Source organism: Ruegeria sp. N4 (assembly GCF_056531425.1).
Map to the genome: position 1 here is coordinate 73,083 of NZ_JBQFLT010000005.1, position 19,809 is coordinate 92,891.

Consider the following 19,809-nt stretch of genomic DNA (forward strand, 5'->3'; position numbering starts at 1 on the left):
TGAAGGCACCATGAAACAAGACCGGCGGAGACAACCGCTCGGCCAGCAAAAACGTATGTAAAGGAAAACAACGCCACATGGCTAACGCATCCATGGAGGAATTCGAAGCCCTCCTGAATGAAAGCTTCGAAATGGACACACCCGAAGAGGGTTCTGTTGTCAAAGGCAAGGTTCTGGCGATCGAAGCTGGCCAAGCCATCATCGACGTCGGCTACAAAATGGAAGGCCGCGTTGATCTGAAAGAATTCGCAAATCCCGGCGAAGCCCCTGAAATCGCTGTAGGTGACGAGGTCGAAGTTTACCTGCGCGCCGCAGAAAACGCCCGTGGCGAAGCCGTCATCTCGCGCGAGATGGCCCGCCGTGAAGAGGCATGGGATCGTCTGGAAAAAGCATATGCCGACGACCAGCGCGTCGAAGGTGCAATCTTTGGTCGCGTCAAAGGTGGCTTCACCGTCGATCTGGGTGGCGCAGTTGCGTTCCTGCCCGGCTCGCAGGTTGACGTTCGCCCCGTGCGCGACGCTGGCCCGCTGATGGGTCTGAAGCAGCCGTTCCAGATTCTGAAAATGGACCGCCGCCGTGGCAATATCGTTGTGTCGCGCCGCGCAATCCTGGAAGAATCGCGTGCCGAACAGCGTGCCGAAGTCATCGGTAACCTGTCCGAAGGTCAGACCGTCGAGGGTGTCGTCAAGAACATCACTGAATACGGTGCATTTGTTGATCTGGGCGGCGTTGACGGCCTGCTGCACGTCACCGACATGGCATGGCGTCGTGTCAACCACCCGTCCGAGATCCTGACGATCGGCGAAACCATCAAGGTTCAGGTCATCAAGATCAACAAAGAGACCCACCGCATCAGCCTGGGCATGAAGCAGCTTCAGGAAGATCCGTGGGATCTGGTTGCTGCGAAATACCCGCTGGGCTCGGTCCATCAGGGTCGCGTCACCAACATCACCGACTACGGCGCGTTCGTCGAGCTGGAAGCTGGTGTCGAAGGTCTGGTGCACGTGTCCGAGATGTCCTGGACCAAGAAAAACGTCCACCCCGGCAAGATCGTTTCGACCAGCCAGGAAGTCGACGTCATGGTTCTGGAAATCGACGGCGCCAAGCGTCGCGTGTCTCTGGGCCTGAAGCAGACCATGCGCAACCCGTGGGAAGTGTTTGCAGAAACGCACCCCGAGGGCACCGAGGTCGAAGGCGAAGTCAAGAACATCACCGAATTCGGTCTGTTCATTGGCCTCGAAGGCGACATCGACGGCATGGTTCACCTGTCGGACCTGTCCTGGGACGAGCGTGGCGAGGATGCGATCCAGAACTACCGCAAAGGCGACGTCGTTCAGGCGGTTGTCTCGGAAGTGGACGTCGAGAAAGAGCGTATCTCGCTGTCGATCAAAGCCCTGGGCGGTGACAAGTTCGCCGAAGCCGTGGGCGGCGTGAAGCGTGGCTCGGTCATCACTGTCGAAGTGACTGCTATCGAAGATGGCGGCATCGAGGTCGAGTACGAAGGCATGAAGTCCTTCATCCGTCGTTCCGACCTGTCGCGCGACCGTGCCGAACAGCGCCCCGAGCGTTTCTCGGTCGGTGACAAGGTCGACGTCCGCGTGACCAACGTTGACAGCAAGACCCGCCGTCTGGGCCTGTCGATCAAGGCACGCGAGATCGCCGAAGAGAAAGAGGCCGTGGAACAGTACGGTTCTTCCGACTCGGGCGCATCGCTGGGCGATATCCTGGGTGCAGCGCTGAAATCGGGCGACTAAGTCCGGGCGCAGTCCCAAACATGAATTACGGCCTCGCGCACCCGCGCGGGGCCGTTTTTGTTGCGAATCAATATGTTCCGATTCATCGGCTTATTCGGGGTATCGCTCGCGCATTAAGTGTGGAAAACGGGAAAACTGGCAAAAAATCGCGTGAGTCCGCGCCAAATTCCCATGCCTTCGCCCATAGTTTGCTTTCCCCTGATCCGGCTTTTTCCCTATACTGTCAGAACAGTAGACCTGTCACACCGGCCGCCTGGGAGGGGTAGTACGAATGATCCGTTCAGAATTGATTCAGAAGATTGCCGACGAAAATCCACATCTTTATCAGCGTGACGTCGAGCGGATCGTGAACACCGTATTTGAGGAAGTGACAGATGCCATGGCCCGCGGCGACCGGGTCGAGCTGCGCGGATTTGGTGCATTTTCTGTGAAAAAGCGCGATGCCCGTGTCGGGCGAAACCCTCGCACCGGTGAGACCGTTCAGGTCGAAGAAAAATGTGTACCATTTTTCAAGACGGGTAAGTTGCTAAGGGACCGATTGAACGGTAAAGCCTGACCCCATGATGCGCTACCTTCGATATGCTTTTCTCGGGACCCTTGGGATCATCCTGATTTCGGTGTCTCTGGCCAATGTTCAATCGGTTGAACTCAAGCTGATGCCTGACGCTCTGGCCGAGTTGCTGGGGTTCAATCTGACCACCACTTTGCCCTTGTTTCTGGTGGTGCTGGGTGGAGTTGTGGCCGGTCTGGTCATCGGGTTCCTGTGGGAATGGCTGCGTGAGCACAAGCATCGCAAGGACGCGACCGTGAAAAAAGGCGAAGTCCGCAAGCTTGAGCGTGAAGTCAAGAAGCTGAAGAAAAAGCAGAACGAAGGCAAAGACGAAGTTTTGGCCATTCTGGACGAAGCCAGCTAAGGCGCACCCAATGTCCGATGTAAGGTTCAAGATCTGCGGCTTGTCCGTCCCCGATCATGTGCGCGCTGCGGTCGAGGCCGGGGCGGGCTATGTTGGGTTTGTGTTCTTTCCCAAATCGCCCCGTAATGTGACGGCAGCAGACGCGGCCGAATTGGCGCATCTGGTTCCGGCAGGTGTTGCAAAAGTGGCTTTGGTCGTCAACGCGACGGATGAGGAATTGGACGCCATTACCTCAACCGTCGCGCTGGACATGTTGCAACTGCATGGCAAGGAAAGCCCCGACCGTGTGGCGCAAGTGCGGGCACGCTACGGCCTGCCCGTGATGAAAGCCATTGGCGTGGCCGAGGCCGAAGATCTGGCCGCGATTGACCTATATTCAGATGTGGCCGACCAACTGCTGATCGATGCCAAGCCACCCCGCAATGCAGAGCTTCCCGGCGGCAACGGGTTGGCCTTTGACTGGCGCTTGCTGGCCGGTCGCAAATACTGGCGGCGTCCCTGGATGCTGGCCGGCGGCCTGACGCCTGAAAACGTGGCTGAAGCGGTGCGCATGACCGGTGCGCAGCAGGTCGATGTTTCATCTGGCGTTGAATCGGCCCCGGGCGAAAAGGACGCGGCCCTGATCAAAACCTTCGCAGCCGCGCTGGGGTGATCTGATCCGCGCCTTGTTTCGTATTTCCTGCAAGGGGAGATGGAACATGCTGGCAGCCATTGGCGGTATTTCGTTGAAACATTGGTATAACGCGCCCGAGTTCTTCTGGCGCACGCGACAGGCGTTGCATCAGGCCAAGGGCGACCCGCTATGCGTCCATGCGGACGTGTTCCATCAGGCGGGCCTCTATTTCTCGCTCAGCGTCTGGCAGGATATCGAGGCGATGCTGACCTTCGCGCAATCCGGCCCGCACCGCCGCGTGATGCTGGCGGCTGACCGGCTGGCAAATGTGAACCGGTTTTATCACTTTCCTTGCATTGGCGTCCCGACGCCCGAACAGGCCGTGGACGTTTGGCAGCAGTACACAGATCGCGCGTCATGATGCGTTTTGCCCATGGCAAATCCCGCCGCCACCTCCTATGAACAACGGGTACGACGAGTGGAGACACCCATGGCCAACGATCTTTTCAACTCTTTCATGTCCGGCCCCGATGAACAGGGGCGTTTCGGTATCTTCGGCGGACGGTTCGTCAGTGAAACACTGATGCCCCTGATCCTGTCGCTGGAAGAGGAATACAACAAGGCCAAGGATGATCCGACTTTCTGGGCCGAGATGGATGATCTGTGGGCCAATTATGTGGGCCGCCCCTCGCCGCTGTATTACGCCGAACGCCTGACCGAGCATCTGGGCGGCGCGAAAATCTACCTGAAACGTGATGAGCTGAACCACACCGGCGCGCACAAGATCAACAACGTGCTGGGCCAGATCATTCTGGCACGCCGCATGGGCAAGACCCGGATCATCGCCGAAACCGGAGCAGGGCAGCACGGCGTTGCGACCGCCACCGTTTGCGCCAAGTTCGGCCTGAAATGCATCGTCTACATGGGTGCCCACGACGTACAGCGTCAGGCCCCGAACGTGTTCCGCATGCGTCTGCTGGGGGCCGAGGTGATCCCGGTGACAAGCGGCAGAGGCACGCTGAAAGACGCGATGAACGACGCGTTGCGGGATTGGGTAACCAATGTGCGCGACACGTTCTACTGCATCGGCACCGTCGCTGGCCCTCACCCCTATCCGGCGATGGTCCGCGACTTCCAGTCGATCATCGGCAAGGAAGCGAAAGAGCAGATGATGAAGGCCGAGGGCCGTCTGCCTGACACGATCATCGCCGCCATTGGCGGTGGTTCGAACGCGATGGGCCTGTTCTATCCGTTCCTCGACGACAAAGAGGTCAATATCATCGGCGTCGAGGCAGGTGGTAAGGGCGTGAACGAGAAGATGGAACACTGCGCCTCTCTGACCGGTGGTCGCCCCGGTGTGCTGCACGGCAACCGCACCTATCTGTTGCAGGATGACGATGGCCAGATCCTCGAAGGTTATTCAATCTCTGCCGGGCTGGATTACCCGGGTATCGGGCCCGAACACTCGTGGCTGAATGATATTGGCCGCGCAAACTATGTCGCAATCACCGACAAAGAAGCGCTGGAGGCGTTCCAGCTGTGCTGCGCCACTGAAGGCATTATTCCGGCGCTGGAGCCCAGCCATGCGCTGGCCCACGTGATGAAAATCGCGCCCGATCTGCCCAAAGATCACCTGATCTGCATGAACATGTGCGGGCGCGGGGACAAGGATGTACAGACCGTGGCGAAATACCTGAACTTCGACATGTCAGACACCGAAGGCCGCACGGCGGACTAAGCGCTAAAACCTTCGAACGGATAGAACCGGCCCACATGCATGGGGGGGCGGTTTTTCTTTGTCCTTCGTGCCGAACAGTTTCTAGCCCTTCGAATTACGCGGTGCCAAACGGACCTAAAAACGGTTCATTGCGATAAAGCTCAGGTGCTCCCTCGTGCGTTGTCGGGGATGCGTTGGCCAATCGGGTCTTGGCGGGCTGTGGTCTTTGATGCCGAATTTCAGGCGGCGTCAGTTGGTTTTGGAGGAGTGTTGACGCAATATCTCCAGCGGCACAATCTCCAGCGCCCGCTGATGCGTGGCCTCAAGATGCACCTGCGGGGCGCAGCCCTCGTCATGGGCTTGCAGGAACCGACCCGCGCACAGACACCAGCTATCGCCGGGTTTGAGACCAGGAAAATCGAATTCGGGACGTGGGGTGCTTAAATCGTTTCCGACATATTTCGAATAGGCCAAAAACTCGGCGGTCATCACGGCGCAGACCGTATGGCTGCCCTGATCCTCGGGGCAGGTGTTGCAGGCCCCATCGCGGAAGAACCCGGTCAGGGGATCGCGCGAGCAGGGGGCGAGAACGCCCCCCAACACATTGATGCTGTCCTGCTTTTGCATGGACCTATCTTACAGGCTTTCGGCAATCTTGCGAAACATTCCCAAATTCACATCGTTCATGCCCGGTTCACGGAACTTGCGATCCGCAGCCGTCGAGACGATCAGAACACCGCGCGCCCGGTCGATATAGATGTGCTGTCCATAGACACCACGGGCCATGAATTCACCTTCATGCGCGCCGGGCGGGATCCACCATTGATAGCCGTAGCCGTATTCATCGGGCGCTGTCGGGGCGCTGGGTGCAACGGCTTCGGCAATCCACTCAGCCGAAACAATCTGCTGTCCGTTGTATTCGCCCTCTTGCAGGATCATCTGACCGAACCGGGCGAAGTCTCGGGTGGTGAAGTTCAGACCGCCCAACACAAACGCAACCCCGTCACCATCGGTGATGTAGAAGCCATCTTGTTCCAGACCCAGCGGCTGTATGACCTTTTCCGTCAACAGGTCTGTCACGCTGCGCCCGGTCGCACCACGGATCACCATGCCGATGACATGGGTGTCGATCGATACATATTGCCAATCCTCGCCCGGGGTTACGAACGTGTCCTGCAACGAGGCCGCGAAATCGTCCAACTCACCGCCCAAAGCAATAACGCGGCCCATCCGGTTAATGTCCGAGTCGTAGTCCAGATAGTCTTCGTCGAAGGTGACGCCGCTGGCCATGTTCAACACATTGCGGATCGTCGCGCCGTCATAAGCTGTGCCCTTCAGGCTTGGCGCGTATTTCATCACCGGATCATCCAGCGAGTCGATAGCCCCCTCGGCCATCACGATACCGAACAAGGTGGCAAGATAGCTTTTGGCGACCGACCAGGAGATTCGCCGATCCTCGGGCGTGGTGCCCTGATAATAGTCTTCGAACAGAATCTGCCCGTCCTTGATCACCAGCAAGGATGTCAGCGACCGTTCCTCAAGCCATTGGTCGGTTCCGTCAGGCAGCTCGATACCAGCGCCATAAGGAAGTTCGGACACCGGCCCGTCACCGCGCGGCAGGTTCGCCGTCAGGAATGCCTCATCCATATGAGAGAAATTGTAGACAATTTTCTCCTCCGAAAACAGAGAGTTCACGGCCATCAGGCGCTTGATCTCTTCGCGCTTCCAGAATCCGACAACCGCCGCTGCCAGCACCAGAATGAGCAGGATGCGCAGCACCCACTTCAACAATTTTCTCATAGATCTCCTCCAATTTGCGGATTGTTGTAGAACGCGGTTCGTTCAATTCGCAATTGGGACGTGGCGGCCCTGCACGCGGATTCTACTTGAACTTATCCAGCAGTTTTTGCATCGCCGAACGGTCGTCCGGCTGGGGCTCTGGTTCGGCTTTGATGGCAGGCGCAGCCGGTTTTGCAGGGGGTTTGGATGATCGCGGTGGAGCGGTGCGCAGGGCGACCGCATTCATGAACTTGCCGCCATCGCCATCGGCCAGGTGCCCAGCACCATCCGAGACACCGCGCAGCACATCCTCAAGCCAATCGCCATCGGCTTTGGCAAAATCGCCTAGCACATAGGGCGACACCATTTCCTTGCGCCCCGGATGCCCGATGCCCAGCCGAACCCGGTCGTAGGCCGGGCTGATATGTTCGTGGATCGAACGCAGACCGTTATGCCCGGCATGCCCGCCGCCCGCCTTGACGCGCACCTTGCCGGGGGCCAGATCCAATTCGTCGTGAAACACCGTCACGTCGGTCGAGTCCAGCTTGTAGAACCGCATCGCCTCGCCCACGGATTGACCCGAACGGTTCATGAAGGTCTGGGGCTTGATCAGCAGCACTTTTTCGCCGCCAAGACGCCCTTCGGCGATCTCGGCCTGAAATTTGGACTTCCAGGGGCTAAACCCGTGATCCTCGGCAATCCGGTCCACGGCCATGAAGCCGATATTGTGCCGGTTGCGGGCGTATTTTGAACCCGGGTTCCCCAATCCGACAAACAGTTTCATCGTCTCGTCCTTCGTGCAGTGCAGGGGGTTGATGGCACGGAATACCACCCGATTCCAGCCCGACCAAAAGAAAACGGGGCCCGAAATGAGCCCCGTTTCAAAATCCAAATCGTTGGGTCCGGATTTATTCTTCTGCAGCTTCCTGGCCGACGACTTCCACTTCGTCCGCGGCCACTTCTTCGCCTTCTTCATCGTCGCTGGTCGACAGACCGGTCGGCGCCGAGATGTTGGCGATCACGAAGTCACGGTCGATGGTCGGCTTGGTGCCAGCAGGCAGATCAACCGACGAGATGGTGACAACGTCGTTGATGTTCAGACCGGTCAGATCAACGGTGATCTTCTCGGGAATGTCACCTGCGGTGCACATCAGTTCGACTTCCGGGCGAACAACAGTCAGAACGCCGCCCTTCTTGATACCGGGTGCTGCTTCTTCGTTGATGAACTCAACGGGGATGTACAGCGCGATCTTGGTGGTCCGACGCAGGCGCATCAGGTCCAGGTGGGTCGGCAGGTCTTTGACGACATCACGCTGAACGTCGCGGCAGATGACGCGAACGTCTTCGTGGCCTTCAACCTTCAGGTTCCACAGGGTCGACTTGAACCGACCCGCTTTCAGGCGCTTGAACAGAACGTTGAACGGGATCTGAATTGGCAGCGGCTCTTTATCGCCACCAAATACAATGCCCGGAACCATGCCGTCGCGGCGTGCTTGACGAGCGGCGCCCTTGCCTGTCCCCGTCCGTTCCAGAGCTACGAGATCAGGAATCTCTCCAGCCATGATAATTCTCCAATGTTAGGGCGGGCATCCTCCAAGGCTGTATGCCCGCGTGAAGTCGCGTCCTTAGCTTGATTCATTGGGTTTGGAAAGGGGTTTTTGGCGGTTTTCCTTTTTGCGAGGCTCTGCCTCGCGCTCCGGGATATTTATAGCCAGATGAATAAAGGATCCATGCTTCATCTGGCCACAAATATCCCGGGGGAGTCGCCCGGAGGGCGGCGGGGGCAGAGCCCCCTACACACGCCCATCAGCTTTGCCAACGCCCGCCGAAATCTTCTGGGACCAACAGGTTGTGACGACCCAGATCGGTCAATTTGCGTTCTCCGCAAAGCGCCATAGTGGTGTCGAGCTCTTTTTGGATCACCTCAAGGGCGGTGGTCACACCGGTTTGTCCCATCGCACCCAAGCCATAGACGAAGGCGCGACCGATATAGGTGCCTTTCGCACCAAGCGCCAAAGCTTTCAGAACGTCCTGCCCCGACCGGATGCCGCTGTCCAGATGCACTTCGGTATCTCCGCCAACCGCATCCATGATTTCCGGTAACACCCGGATCGAACTGAGCGCGCCGTCCAGTTGGCGACCGCCGTGATTTGACACAATAATAGCGTCTGCCCCCAGTTTGGCCGCCATTTTTGCGTCGTCGGCGTCCAATATACCCTTCAGGATCACCTTACCGCCCCATTGCTCCATCAGCTTTTCGACCTTCGTCCAGTCCAGGCTTGGATCGAACTGTTCCGCGGTCCATGCGCCCAGCGAGGACGCATCCGAAATGCCCTCGACATGGCCAACGATATTCCCGAACTCTCGCCGTTTGGCGCGCAGCATTTCGATGCCCCAAGACCATTTGGTCATCAGGTTCGCGATGGTTTTCGGGGTCAGCTTTGGCGGTGCGGACAGGCCGTTTTTCAGATCCTTGTGCCGCTGGCCCAGGATTTGCAGATCCAGCGTTATGACCAGAGCGGAACAATTTGCATCTTTCGCGCGCTGGATCAGTCGGCTGACATAATCTGTATCCTTCATTGTATAAAGCTGAAACCAGAACGGATTGGTTGTGTGCTCGGCCACATCCTCGATCGAGTTGATGGACATGGTGGACAAGGTGAACGGCACGCCGAATTCCTCGGCGGCCTTGGCGGCTTTCATTTCCCCATCCGCATGTTGCATTCCGGTCAGTCCGACAGGTGCAAGCGCAACAGGCATCGCTACATCCTGTCCGATCATTTGCGACGCTGTCGAACGCCCGGCCATGTCCACCGCGACCCGCTGGCGCAGTCGGATTTGTTCGAAGTCCGAGCTGTTTTCGTGAAAGGTCTGCTCGGTCCAGCTGCCGCTTTCCGCATAGTCGTAGAACATGCGTGGTACGCGGCGTTCATAGATGCGTTTGAGGTCTTCGATATTGGTAATCACGGGCATGAAGCAGACCTTTTAGGTTTTGGTTAGAATTTCTTACCAAGTTTTGAAGATCCTCACTACGCCTTTCGTGATTGCCTTTTCCGTGTTCACTCCCCGGCAAAACAAAAGCCGCAGCGGGGTGACCCGGCTGCGGCTTGATTCAAGTAGTTTATGATGTGTTTATTCAGACGGAATGTGCCCCGTCGGACAGGGATTTGACAAAATCCAGCACCTCGGCAACCGGCTTGCCTGCGCCGATCTGGCTGACAATGGCCGAACCGACGACCGCGCCGTCTGCAACAGTTGCAATCGCGCGCGATTTTTCAGGTGTGTTGATGCCAAAGCCGACTATGACGGGCAGATCGGTTGCGGATTTGATCCGTGCGACCTCGGGTCCGACATTGGTGGCTTCGGCCTCTGCCGCGCCGGTGATGCCCGTGATCGAGACATAGTAGACAAAGCCCGAGGTGTTCTGCAGGACGCGCGGCAGGCGTTTGTCGTCGGTTGTAGGCGTGGCCAGGCGAATGAAATTCAGGCCCGCCGCCTGAGCGGGCAGGCAAAGCTCTTCATCTTCTTCCGGCGGCAGGTCAACAACGATCAGGCCATCGATTCCCGCAGCCTTGGCATCCGCCAGAAACGCGTCCACACCCCGGCTGTAGATCGGGTTGTAGTAGCCCATCAGCACAATTGGCGTCGTGTCGTCGCTTTCACGGAAAGCGCGCGCCAGATCCAGTGTCCGCTGCAAGGTCATGCCGCCGTCCAGCGCGCGTTGACCTGCGGCCTGAATGGTGGGGCCGTCGGCCATCGGGTCGGTAAAGGGTAAACCCAGTTCGATCACGTCCACGCCTGCGCCCGGCAACCCTTTGACCACCTCCAGCGAGGTGTCATAATCGGGGTCGCCCGCCATGACATAGGCAACAAATGCTTTCTTGCCTTCAGCTTTCAGGGCGGCAAACTTGGCGTCGATACGGGTCATCGGATGTCCTTGCAATCAGGTTTGGACCTGATGTGCAGAAAGTTTCACCGAAAATCAATCCCGCCCGGACCAGAACGGATCAGAAGCCCAGATGATACCGCAAGAGAAGGGTGTTCACGCCCGGGTTCGGGTCCTGCGTGCTGGCGTTCGACTTGTGGGTGATCGCAACCGAGATTTTGTCGCCGCCATTCAGCGTATAGCCGAGGCCCAGAAGGCTGCGGATCTGGAAACTGCCGCCCAGATCGTTTTCATCGCTGCCTTCATTGTAGTATCCCGGCATCACGCTGCCTTCGACAAACCAGCGGTCGTTGAGGCTGTATACCCCGATCAGACCGGCCCCGAGATGGGCGCCGCCATCGGCGTCAACTGACAGGGCCGCACCCCAACCGGCGCTGAACCGGGTCGCCTGGTGAAAGGGTTGATGCTGGTATTCCAGCGAAACAAGGGCCTGATCATCGGCGGCATCATCGGAAAAATCCGCGTATCCGGCACCAAAAATCAAGGATTGAGCCTGGGCTGCTGCAGGAAGGGCAAGCGCCAAAGCAGAGGCGAAAAGGAACTTCTTCATAACCGTATTTCTAAGGCTGTTACATCGTTACGCGCTAAGTGGTTATCGTAAGATGTAAATTTCAATTCGCGCAAGAACACGATTTAGGAACAGTTTCGTGATGTGGCCATTTGGGCTCGGTCCGTTTCCCGTCACGCTACTGCTTGCGCATTCCACCGCAGGTGCATAGAAGACGCCGTCACATCGCTTTCAGGAGGCCGCAATGGGCTTTAAAATGGGAATCGTGGGTCTGCCGAATGTGGGCAAGTCGACCCTCTTCAACGCGCTGACCAAGACCGCGGCCGCGCAGGCGGCGAATTTCCCGTTCTGCACCATTGAACCCAATGTGGGGGATGTGGCGGTTCCTGACGACCGGTTGGACAAGCTGGCGGCGATTGCCTCATCGAAGCAGATCATCCCGACCCGGATGACGTTCGTGGACATTGCCGGTCTGGTCAAAGGGGCCTCAAAGGGCGAGGGGCTGGGCAACCAGTTTCTGGCCAATATTCGTGAGACCGACGCGATCGCCCATGTGCTGCGCTGTTTCGAAGATGGCGATGTGACCCATGTGGATGGCCGCGTCGATCCGGTGGCCGATGCCGACACCATCGAGACCGAGCTTATGCTGGCCGATCTGGAAAGCATCGAAAAGCGCCGTGCCAATCTGGTGCGCAAGCTGAAAGGCAACGACAAAGAGGCGCAGCAGCAGGAGCGTCTGCTGGCCGAGGCGCAGGCCATGCTGGAAAACGGCAAACCCGCGCGTCTGGTCGAAGTGTCCGACGAGGATGCCAAGGCGTGGAAGATGCTGCAACTGCTGACCACCAAGCCGGTGCTGTATGTCTGCAACGTGTCCGAGGAAGAAGCCGCCGAGGGCAACGCATATTCGGCCAAAGTGGCCGAAATGGCCGCCGCGCAGGGTAACGCGCATGTCATCATCAGCGCCAAGATCGAAGAAGAGATCAGCCTGCTGGAACAGGACGAAGCGCAGATGTTCCTGGAAGAGATGGGCCTGGAAGAACCCGGCCTCGACCGCCTGATCCGCGCGGGCTACGACCTGTTGAAACTGGAAACCTATTTCACCGTCGGCCCGAAAGAGGCCCGCGCCTGGACCATCCGCACCGGCACCGCCGCGCCTCAGGCTGCTGGTGTGATCCACGGCGATTTCGAAAAGGGTTTCATCCGCGCCGAGACCATCGCCTATGACGACTACATTGCCGCCAATGGTGAGCAAGGGGCCAAAGAGGCGGGCAAGATGCGGGCCGAGGGTAAGGGCTACATCGTCAAGGATGGCGATGTGATGCATTTTTTGTTTAATACCTGATGTGAACAAGGGCTCGGCAACGGGTCTGCGGGGCCGGTGCCAAAACCAAGGCGCGCTTGGAGTCGAAACCGCCGGCCCTCTGTATTGAAGTGACGGCTACAGGAGCGCTTTCAGCAGCGCGGTGCTTAGCCAAAGTCCAAGGCCAAAAATGGAATGAGTTAAGACACTTCGCGCACGCAGCTTCCAAGGCTCTGGAAGTTTTGAAACGGCAATACCCCAGCCAAATAGTGGTTGAAAAATAAACCAGGGCACAAGAACAGTGAGCAGGCCAAAGCTCAGGCCTTGCCTTGCGCTTGGTGAAGTCAGCGCTGTCGGTCCGAACATCAAGACAAAGCCGATCCCGAAAATCAGACCCAGTATGATATGCGCGCCCCAACCCAGCGCCGCTTCGGCGCTGACGGCTGGAGCTAGACGAATGTCGTTGTGGGTAATGCCAGAGCTTGGGATTGACCCCAACCAACGTCCAACCAAGCGGTAAAACCCGTTTGTAGCGCGCCATCCCTGGCGCAAAACACTCACAGCGTCAGTAGCAAGGGTTGCGCCAAGCCCGACCGCCGCGCCCCAAATCAACGATTCCGCGAAATTCATTTGCTTTCCTTTCATTGGAGAATCCCGCAATCTGTGTGCAACTTGAAGCAAGGTTTAAGTCAACATGTATCGTCTCGATATTGCAGAGGTCGCCCGGCGAAGCGGGTTCCCTCCTTCCACATTGCGATATTATGAAAAGCGAGGCCTAATTTCTTCTGAAGACAGGCAAGGACTGCGGCGGCAATATGATGACGGCGTTCTAAATAGGCTTGGCTTGATCTCGTTGAGGCAACGGGCTGGCTTTTCACTGAATGAATTATCGGACTTGTTGCAGCCGGAAGGAGAAAAGCTCGAACTTGATCGCAACAAATTACAGAGCCAAGCTGACAGTTTGCGCAAACAGGCGCGGGAAGTGCTGGCGACGGCAAACCTCCTTGATCACATCGCCGCCTGTACAGCACCTTCCCATCTGGAGTGTCCCCGGTTCCAAGCGCTGTTGGTGGATGCTCTCAACGTGAATCTGCGCTGATTCTTCTATCTGATCGAACTTGCAGCACGTTTCTTAACTTGAACGATTTCTTCGCATCAGCCTTCACTTCCCTCTGCCAAGAAAAAGTCGCTAGGTTGGTGACCGACGACTAATTGAGACAACACCAAATGATCGAAATCCGCGACCTCCAACTGCTCAGCGCCCTTGCGCGGCACCGCCATTTTGCCAAGGCGGCCGAGGAATGCGGGATTTCGCAGCCCGCCTTTTCGATGCGCATTCGCAACCTCGAAGATCGGTTGGGTGTGTCCATCGTCCGCCGTGCCAACCGGTTTCAGGGCCTGACCGAAGAGGGCGAGATGATTGTCCAGCGGGCGCGGCGCATTCTGGACGACACTAAGGCGCTGGAGCAGCAGGTGCTGGCGGCAAAGGGTGAGATCACCGGTACGCTGATCCTCGGCGTGATTCCGACCGCGATTGCCTTTACCGGGCGTCTGGTCAAGCGGTTGCGGGACGCTCATCCCCGAATTGTAACCCGGATCGAGACCATGTCCGCGACCGCGATCCAGCACCGGCTGGACGAGGGCAGTTTGGATGCGGGCATCACCTATGGCGACAGCATCGGCACCGATCTGCGGCAGGTGCAGCCCTTGTATGAAGAGACCTATGTTTTGCTGGTCCCGTCCCACATGACGGATGAAACCAGCCCGATCCCATGGGCGCAGGTGGCCGAATTCCCGCTCAGCCTGTTGGAACCGCAGATGCAGAACCGGCGCATCCTTGATCGGATTTTCGCCGAACAGGGCCTGCACCCGGATGTGGTGGCTGAAACCAGCGGCTTCACCGCCTCGATGGTCATGGCGCGTGAGGGGTTGGCGGCCACCGTTGTCCCCCGCGTTCTGGTGCGGGCGCTGGGCGATCTGAGGGGGACGCGCGTGTTGCCTCTGGTCGATCCCGTAGTCAGCAAACCGATTTGTCTGGCGACCCTGACCCGCGACCCGGAACTGCCCACGGTCGAGGCCCTGCGCGCTGTGGTGACGTCTTTGCGGTGATAAGCTGTCGTTATCGTGCGATTGCGACAAGCGATTTGACGATATGTTAGTCTGATGAGACACGGGCCTTAATCGGAGGGCATCATGGCACCATTAGACACCAAGCCATCAGGCGCACCCAAGGGCGTCTGGAAGTCAGGTAAAGGCAAGGGGCGTCACACGCCCAAAGGCCGTCAGTTCACGGATGAGGCGCAGGCGGAAATCACACGCCTACTGGGCGACCGCCCGCGCCGCCGCGACCTGCTGATCGAGTTCCTGCATCTGATTCAGGATGCGCATGGCCATATCAGCGCCGACCATATCGCCGCCTTGGCGGTTGAGATGCGGATCGGGCAGGCCGAGATTTATGAGACCGCGACCTTCTATGCCCATTTCGATGTGGTGAAAGAGGGCGAGACGCCCCCGCCCGCGCTGACCATCCGGGTCTGCGATTCCCTGTCCTGCGAAATGGCCGGTGCGCAGCAGTTGCAGAAGGCGCTGGAAGACGGCTTGGATGCGTCACAGGTCCGCGTGGTGCGCGCGCCCTGCATGGGCCGCTGCGACACGGCTCCGGTTTTGGAGATCGGTCACAACCATATCGACCACGCCACCCCGGAAAAGGTGCAGGCGGCGATTGCGGCGGGAGACACCCACGCGCATTTGCCCGACTATGAGACCTTTGCCGCCTACGCCGAAAATGGCGGTTACGCCAAGCTGAAAGAGCTGCGCGACAGCGGCGATTGGGAGAAGGTGCAAGAAAGTGTTCTGGCCTCGGGCCTGCGCGGTCTGGGCGGCGCTGGTTTCCCGTCGGGCAAGAAATGGGGTTTCGTGCGCATGAACGAAGGCCCGCGTTATCTGGCCGTGAACGGCGATGAGGGCGAGCCCGGCACGTTCAAGGACCGTTACTATCTGGAACGCACGCCGCATGTCTTCCTCGAAGGCATGTTGATCGCCGCATGGGCGGTCGAGGCCGAGACCTGCTTTATCTATATGCGCGACGAATATCCGGCGGTGCTGGAGATCCTGCGCCGCGAGATTACCGCGCTGGAACAGGCCGGGATTGTTGAGAAAGGCTATATCGATCTGCGCCGCGGTGCCGGTGCCTATATCTGCGGTGAAGAATCCGCGATGATTGAATCCATCGAAGGCAAAAAGGGCCTGCCGCGCCATCGTCCTCCGTTCGTGGCGCAGGTTGGGGTCTTTAACCGTCCGACCTTGGTGCACAACGTTGAGACGCTGTATTGGGTCACCAAAGTCTGCCGCGAAGGTCCGGAATGCCTCAACAGCACAGAAAAGAATGGTCGTAAGGGCCTCCGCAGCTATTCGGTCTCGGGCCGGGTGGCGCAGCCGGGGGTCTACCTGCTGCCTGCGGGCTCGACCATTCTGGACGTGATCGAGGCGGCTGGTGGCATGGCCGAAGGGCAGACATTCAAGGCCTATCAGCCGGGTGGGCCGTCCTCGGGCCTGCTGCCTGCGTCGATGGATGACATCCCGCTGGATTTCGACACGCTGCAACCGCATGGCACCTTTATCGGGTCGGCCGCCGTGGTGGTCCTATCCGATCAGGACACCGCCCGCGATGCGGCACTGAACATGCTGCGCTTCTTCGAGGATGAAAGCTGCGGCCAGTGCACGCCCTGCCGGGCGGGCTGTGAGAAGGCGGTGAAGCTGATGCAGGCCGAAAAGTGGGATCAGGACCTGCTGGAGGATCTGTGTCAGGTCATGGGCGATGCGTCCATCTGCGGTCTGGGGCAGGCGGCCCCGAACCCGATCCGCCTTGTCATGAAACATTTCGCTGATGAAATCTGAGGGGAGACAGAGCCATGCTTGATGCAAGCCCAAACAAGACCGTCACCTTCAACCTGAACGGCGAAGACGTCACCGTGCCCGAAGGCTGGACCATCTGGGAAGCCGCCAAGGGGCAGGGGTTCACCATTCCGCACCTGTGCCACAAGCCGCAGCCGGGCTATCGCCCCGACGGCAACTGCCGCGCCTGTATGGTCGAGGTCGAAGGCGAGCGCACGTTGGTCGCCTCGTGCATCCGTCCGGCGGTGGACGGCATGGTCGTGAAAACCGACAGCGACCGCGCCGAGAAATCGCGCGCCATGGTCATGGAACTGCTGGTTGCCGACCAGCCCGAAGCGGCGCATGATGTCTCAAGCCATTTCTGGGACATGGCCAAGCTGAACGATGTCTCGGACAGCCGTTTTCCGGCAAAAGAGGCCGAGAAAATCCCGCTGCTGGACGACAGCCACGTTGCAATGCGCGTCAATCTGGACGCCTGCATCAACTGCAACCTCTGCGTCCGTGCCTGCCGGGAAGTGCAGGTGAATGACGTGATTGGCATGGCCGGTCGCGGGCATACGGCGCAGGTGGTGTTCGACCAGAACGATCCGATGGGGGATTCGACCTGTGTGGCCTGTGGCGAATGCGTTCAGGCCTGCCCGACCGGCGCCCTGATGCCTGCCACCGTGCTGGACGATCAGCAAAAGGGCGACAGCAAGGATTACGATTCCGAGACCGAAAGCGTCTGCCCGTTCTGCGGCGTTGGCTGCAAGGTCTCGCTGAAGGTCAAGGACGGTAAGGTCAAATATGTCGAAGGGATCAACGGCCCCGCCAACGAAGGCCGTCTGTGTGTCAAAGGCCGGTTTGGTTTCGACTATATCCATCACCCGCACCGTCTGACCAAGCCGCTGATTCGGCGCGAGGATGCGCCTGAAAAGGGGCTGAACGTCGATCCCGGCAATCTGGACACCCATTTCCGCGAAGCGACATGGGAAGAGGCGATGGATCTGGCCGCCTCCAAGCTGAAAGCCCTGCGCGACGAAGACCCGCGCAGCGTTGCGGGCTTCGGTTCGGCCAAATGCACCAACGAAGAGGCGTATCTGTTCCAGAAGTTCATCCGTCAGGGCTTCAAGCACAACAATGTCGACCACTGCACCCGTCTGTGCCATGCGTCGTCCGTTGCCGCGCTGATCGAGAATGTAGGTTCCGGCGCCGTGACCGCGACCTTCAATGAGATCGAAAACGCGGATGTGGCGATCATCATCGGGGCGAACCCGATTGAAAACCACCCCGTCGCCGCGACCTATTTCAAGCAGTTCACCAAGCGCGGTGGCAAGCTGATCGTGATGGACCCGCGCGGTGTCGGCATGCGCAAGTTTGCGGATGAGATGCTGCAATTCCGTCCGGGGGCGGATGTCTCGATGCTGAACGCGATCATGAACGTGATCGTCGAGGAAGAGCTGTATGACAGCCAGTACATCCACCGCTGGACCGAGAACTGGGAGGCCGAGAAAGAACATCTGCGCGCCTTCACGCCCGAGGCGATGGCCCCGATCTGCGGCATCGAACCCGATCAGCTGCGCCGCGTCGCGCGCACCTTTGCGCAGGCCAAGGCCGGTCTGATCTTCTGGGGTATGGGCGTCAGCCAGCACATTCACGGCACCGATAACTCGCGCTGCCTGATCAGCCTTGCGCTGATGACCGGCAATGTCGGCAAACCCGGCGCGGGTCTGCACCCGCTGCGGGGGCAGAACAACGTGCAGGGGGCCTCGGACGCTGGCCTGATCCCGATGTTCCTGCCGGATTACCAGTCGGTCATGGACGATGGTATCCGCGCCAAATTCAACAATGTCTGGAACTCGGATGACTTCTCGAACGAGAAGGGCCTGACCGTTACCGAGATCATTGATCAAGCCTATGCGGGCAACATCAAGGGCATGTACATCATGGGCGAAAACCCGGCCATGTCCGACCCGGATGTGAACCACGCGCGTGACGCGCTGGCCAAGCTGGATCTGATGATCGTGCAGGACATCTTCCTGACCGAAACAGCGAACTATGCCGATATCATCCTGCCCGCTTCGGCGCTGTATGAGAAAAACGGCACGGTGTCGAACACCAACCGTCAGGTACAGCGGGTGCGGCCCGCCGTGACACCTCCGGGTGAGGCGCGCGAGGATTGGAAGATCACGGTCGAACTGGCGCAGCGGATCGGGCTGAACTGGGATTACACCGACGTGTCTCAGGTCTTTGCCGAGATGAAGCTGACCATGGCCTCGCTGGACAACATCACGTGGGAGCGGCTTGAGACCGAAACCATCACCTATCCATCACTGTCCGAGACCGACCCGGGGCAGGCGATTGTATTTGGCGATGGCTTCCCCCGTGCCGATGGCAGGGCGCGGTTCACCCCGGCCAGTGTCATCCCGCCGGATGAAGCGCCGGATGACGAATACCCGATGATCGCCACCACGGGCCGTCAGTTGGAGCATTGGCATACGGGGTCGATGACCCGCCGTGCCACCGTTCTGGACGCCGTGGAACCGGAAGCGAACTGTTCGATGAACCCGCGTCAGCTAAAGCTGATGGGGATCGAGCCGGGCGAAACGATCCGCCTGACCACGCGCCGTGGATCGATTGAGATCATGGTGCGGGCCGACCGGGCAATTGCCGAAGATATGGTGTTCATCCCGTTTGCCTATGTCGAGGCGGCGGCAAATATCCTGACCAACTCGGCCATCGACCCCTATGGCAAAATCCCCGAGTTCAAGTTCTCGGCCATTCGCGTCGAAAAGATCGAAGACGCTATCGCGGCGGAATAGGCAGGAAAGCCATCCGAAACGACCAAGGTCGGCCCAAGCAAGAGCCGACCTTGGTTGCACTGTTTCTGTTCCCCACGACCGGGAAGCGAACCTAGCCTGAGACCAGAACCTTACCCTTTTGGGGTTTTGGCATTTTGCCTTTTGCCTGCTGCACGACATGGGTGATTTCGTGGGCAATCAGCTTGTTGTTCTTCGAATCCGCGCCTTTGCCAAAGTAAATGTCGTTCCCGTTGGTGAAGGCTTTTGCCTTCAACTCTTTGCAGATATCGGCGGCATTCCCGCCGATGTGAATGCGGACCTTGGACAAATCGGCACCCAACGCGCCTTCCAACCCGTCGCGCAGTTTCTTTTCCAGCTTGGTTGCCTTGGTCCCGGACACTTCGGTTCCGATTGCCTTTACTTTCGCCTTTTTGTTTTTCAATGCCCCGACGATTTTCTCGGCTTCTTCCACTTTCATAAATGGCTCTCCGTATTGATTTCGAAGCCTTTTTTGCGCCGACCCGGTTCTGGGTTCAGTGACACGTTTCACATATAGAAATCAGATTTTTTACTTTTTGAGAAAGGATTGAATTTTACCCCACGT

General features: G+C 58.6%; 20 protein-coding genes. 11 read left to right on the forward strand and 9 right to left on the reverse strand.

Going from position 1 to position 19,809, the window contains the following annotated elements; genetic code table 11:
- The first annotated feature begins 77 nt into the window (after positions 1-77).
- The 6 genes from rpsA (at position 78) to trpB (ending at position 5,019) form a co-directional block, all read left to right on the forward strand.
- A complete protein-coding gene (rpsA, locus tag ACR0LW_RS09765; protein WP_170454410.1) occupies positions 78-1,754 on the forward strand; it encodes a 30S ribosomal protein S1 in 1,677 nt (558 codons plus the stop codon).
- Positions 1,755-2,025: 271 nt separating this feature from the next.
- A complete protein-coding gene (gene ihfB, locus ACR0LW_RS09770) occupies positions 2,026-2,310 on the forward strand; it encodes an integration host factor subunit beta (protein WP_050603110.1) in 285 nt (94 codons plus the stop codon).
- 7 nt (positions 2,311-2,317) lie between these two features.
- Positions 2,318-2,668 carry a LapA family protein gene (locus ACR0LW_RS09775; protein WP_170454588.1) on the forward strand — a complete coding sequence of 117 codons (351 nt, stop codon included), beginning with the start codon at positions 2,318-2,320 and terminating at the stop codon, positions 2,666-2,668.
- Positions 2,669-2,678: 10 nt separating this feature from the next.
- Positions 2,679-3,320: a phosphoribosylanthranilate isomerase gene (locus ACR0LW_RS09780; protein ID WP_480882499.1), complete on the forward strand. Its 642-nt coding sequence runs from the start codon at positions 2,679-2,681 to the stop codon at positions 3,318-3,320.
- A 46-nt stretch (positions 3,321-3,366) separates the two neighbouring features.
- Entirely contained in the window at positions 3,367-3,702 is a 336-nt protein-coding gene (locus ACR0LW_RS09785; RefSeq protein ID WP_170454408.1) for a hypothetical protein, read from the forward strand.
- 69 nt (positions 3,703-3,771) lie between these two features.
- Positions 3,772-5,019: a tryptophan synthase subunit beta gene (gene trpB / locus ACR0LW_RS09790; RefSeq protein WP_170454406.1), complete on the forward strand. Its 1,248-nt coding sequence runs from the start codon at positions 3,772-3,774 to the stop codon at positions 5,017-5,019.
- Between the two features lie 228 nt (positions 5,020-5,247).
- Here the strand turns inward: trpB and ACR0LW_RS09795 are convergent, their stop codons facing one another.
- The 7 genes from ACR0LW_RS09795 to ACR0LW_RS09825 form a co-directional block, all read right to left on the reverse strand.
- Entirely contained in the window at positions 5,248-5,625 is a 378-nt protein-coding gene (locus tag ACR0LW_RS09795; protein WP_170632810.1) for a DUF2237 domain-containing protein, read from the reverse strand.
- A 9-nt stretch (positions 5,626-5,634) separates the two neighbouring features.
- On the reverse strand, positions 5,635-6,798 hold the full coding sequence (locus tag ACR0LW_RS09800) for a serine hydrolase domain-containing protein (RefSeq protein WP_480882501.1): 1,164 nt from the start codon (positions 6,796-6,798) through the stop codon (positions 5,635-5,637).
- Positions 6,799-6,880: 82 nt separating this feature from the next.
- Positions 6,881-7,561 (reverse strand): aminoacyl-tRNA hydrolase, encoded by a 681-nt coding sequence (gene pth / locus ACR0LW_RS09805; protein WP_170454400.1) that lies wholly within the window; start codon positions 7,559-7,561, stop codon positions 6,881-6,883.
- 124 nt (positions 7,562-7,685) lie between these two features.
- Positions 7,686-8,339: a 50S ribosomal protein L25/general stress protein Ctc gene (locus ACR0LW_RS09810; protein ID WP_170454398.1), complete on the reverse strand. Its 654-nt coding sequence runs from the start codon at positions 8,337-8,339 to the stop codon at positions 7,686-7,688.
- 244 nt (positions 8,340-8,583) lie between these two features.
- A complete protein-coding gene (locus ACR0LW_RS09815) occupies positions 8,584-9,750 on the reverse strand; it encodes an alpha-hydroxy acid oxidase (RefSeq protein ID WP_480882503.1) in 1,167 nt (388 codons plus the stop codon).
- Positions 9,751-9,913: 163 nt separating this feature from the next.
- Positions 9,914-10,705, reverse strand: coding sequence for a tryptophan synthase subunit alpha (gene trpA / locus ACR0LW_RS09820; protein ID WP_170454394.1), 792 nt, complete (start codon positions 10,703-10,705; stop codon positions 9,914-9,916).
- A 79-nt stretch (positions 10,706-10,784) separates the two neighbouring features.
- Positions 10,785-11,273, reverse strand: coding sequence for an acyloxyacyl hydrolase (locus tag ACR0LW_RS09825; RefSeq protein ID WP_170454392.1), 489 nt, complete (start codon positions 11,271-11,273; stop codon positions 10,785-10,787).
- A 202-nt stretch (positions 11,274-11,475) separates the two neighbouring features.
- Here ACR0LW_RS09825 and ychF point away from each other — a divergent pair, with 202 nt between their 5' ends.
- Positions 11,476-12,573 (forward strand): redox-regulated ATPase YchF, encoded by a 1,098-nt coding sequence (gene ychF, locus ACR0LW_RS09830; RefSeq protein WP_480882505.1) that lies wholly within the window; start codon positions 11,476-11,478, stop codon positions 12,571-12,573.
- 96 nt (positions 12,574-12,669) lie between these two features.
- Here the strand turns inward: ychF and ACR0LW_RS09835 are convergent, their stop codons facing one another.
- The gene (locus ACR0LW_RS09835) at positions 12,670-13,176 is read right to left on the reverse strand and encodes a DUF2938 family protein (protein WP_480882506.1); all 507 of its coding nucleotides are present in this window, start codon (positions 13,174-13,176) and stop codon (positions 12,670-12,672) included.
- A 49-nt stretch (positions 13,177-13,225) separates the two neighbouring features.
- Between ACR0LW_RS09835 and ACR0LW_RS09840 the strand changes: the two genes are divergently transcribed.
- The 4 genes from ACR0LW_RS09840 (at position 13,226) to fdhF (ending at position 19,226) form a co-directional block, all read left to right on the forward strand.
- Entirely contained in the window at positions 13,226-13,630 is a 405-nt protein-coding gene (locus ACR0LW_RS09840) for a helix-turn-helix domain-containing protein (protein ID WP_480882508.1), read from the forward strand.
- A 128-nt stretch (positions 13,631-13,758) separates the two neighbouring features.
- Positions 13,759-14,640, forward strand: coding sequence for a LysR family transcriptional regulator (locus ACR0LW_RS09845; protein ID WP_480882509.1), 882 nt, complete (start codon positions 13,759-13,761; stop codon positions 14,638-14,640).
- An 84-nt stretch (positions 14,641-14,724) separates the two neighbouring features.
- Entirely contained in the window at positions 14,725-16,428 is a 1,704-nt protein-coding gene (locus ACR0LW_RS09850; RefSeq protein WP_480882511.1) for an NAD(P)H-dependent oxidoreductase subunit E, read from the forward strand.
- Positions 16,429-16,442: 14 nt separating this feature from the next.
- Entirely contained in the window at positions 16,443-19,226 is a 2,784-nt protein-coding gene (gene fdhF / locus ACR0LW_RS09855) for a formate dehydrogenase subunit alpha (protein ID WP_480882513.1), read from the forward strand.
- A 91-nt stretch (positions 19,227-19,317) separates the two neighbouring features.
- On the opposite strand, the gene ACR0LW_RS09860 is transcribed toward fdhF, so the two are convergent.
- Complete coding sequence (locus ACR0LW_RS09860; RefSeq protein WP_480882515.1) at positions 19,318-19,683, reverse strand: eCIS core domain-containing protein; 366 nt, start codon at positions 19,681-19,683, stop codon at positions 19,318-19,320.
- Positions 19,684-19,809 lie beyond the last annotated feature (126 nt).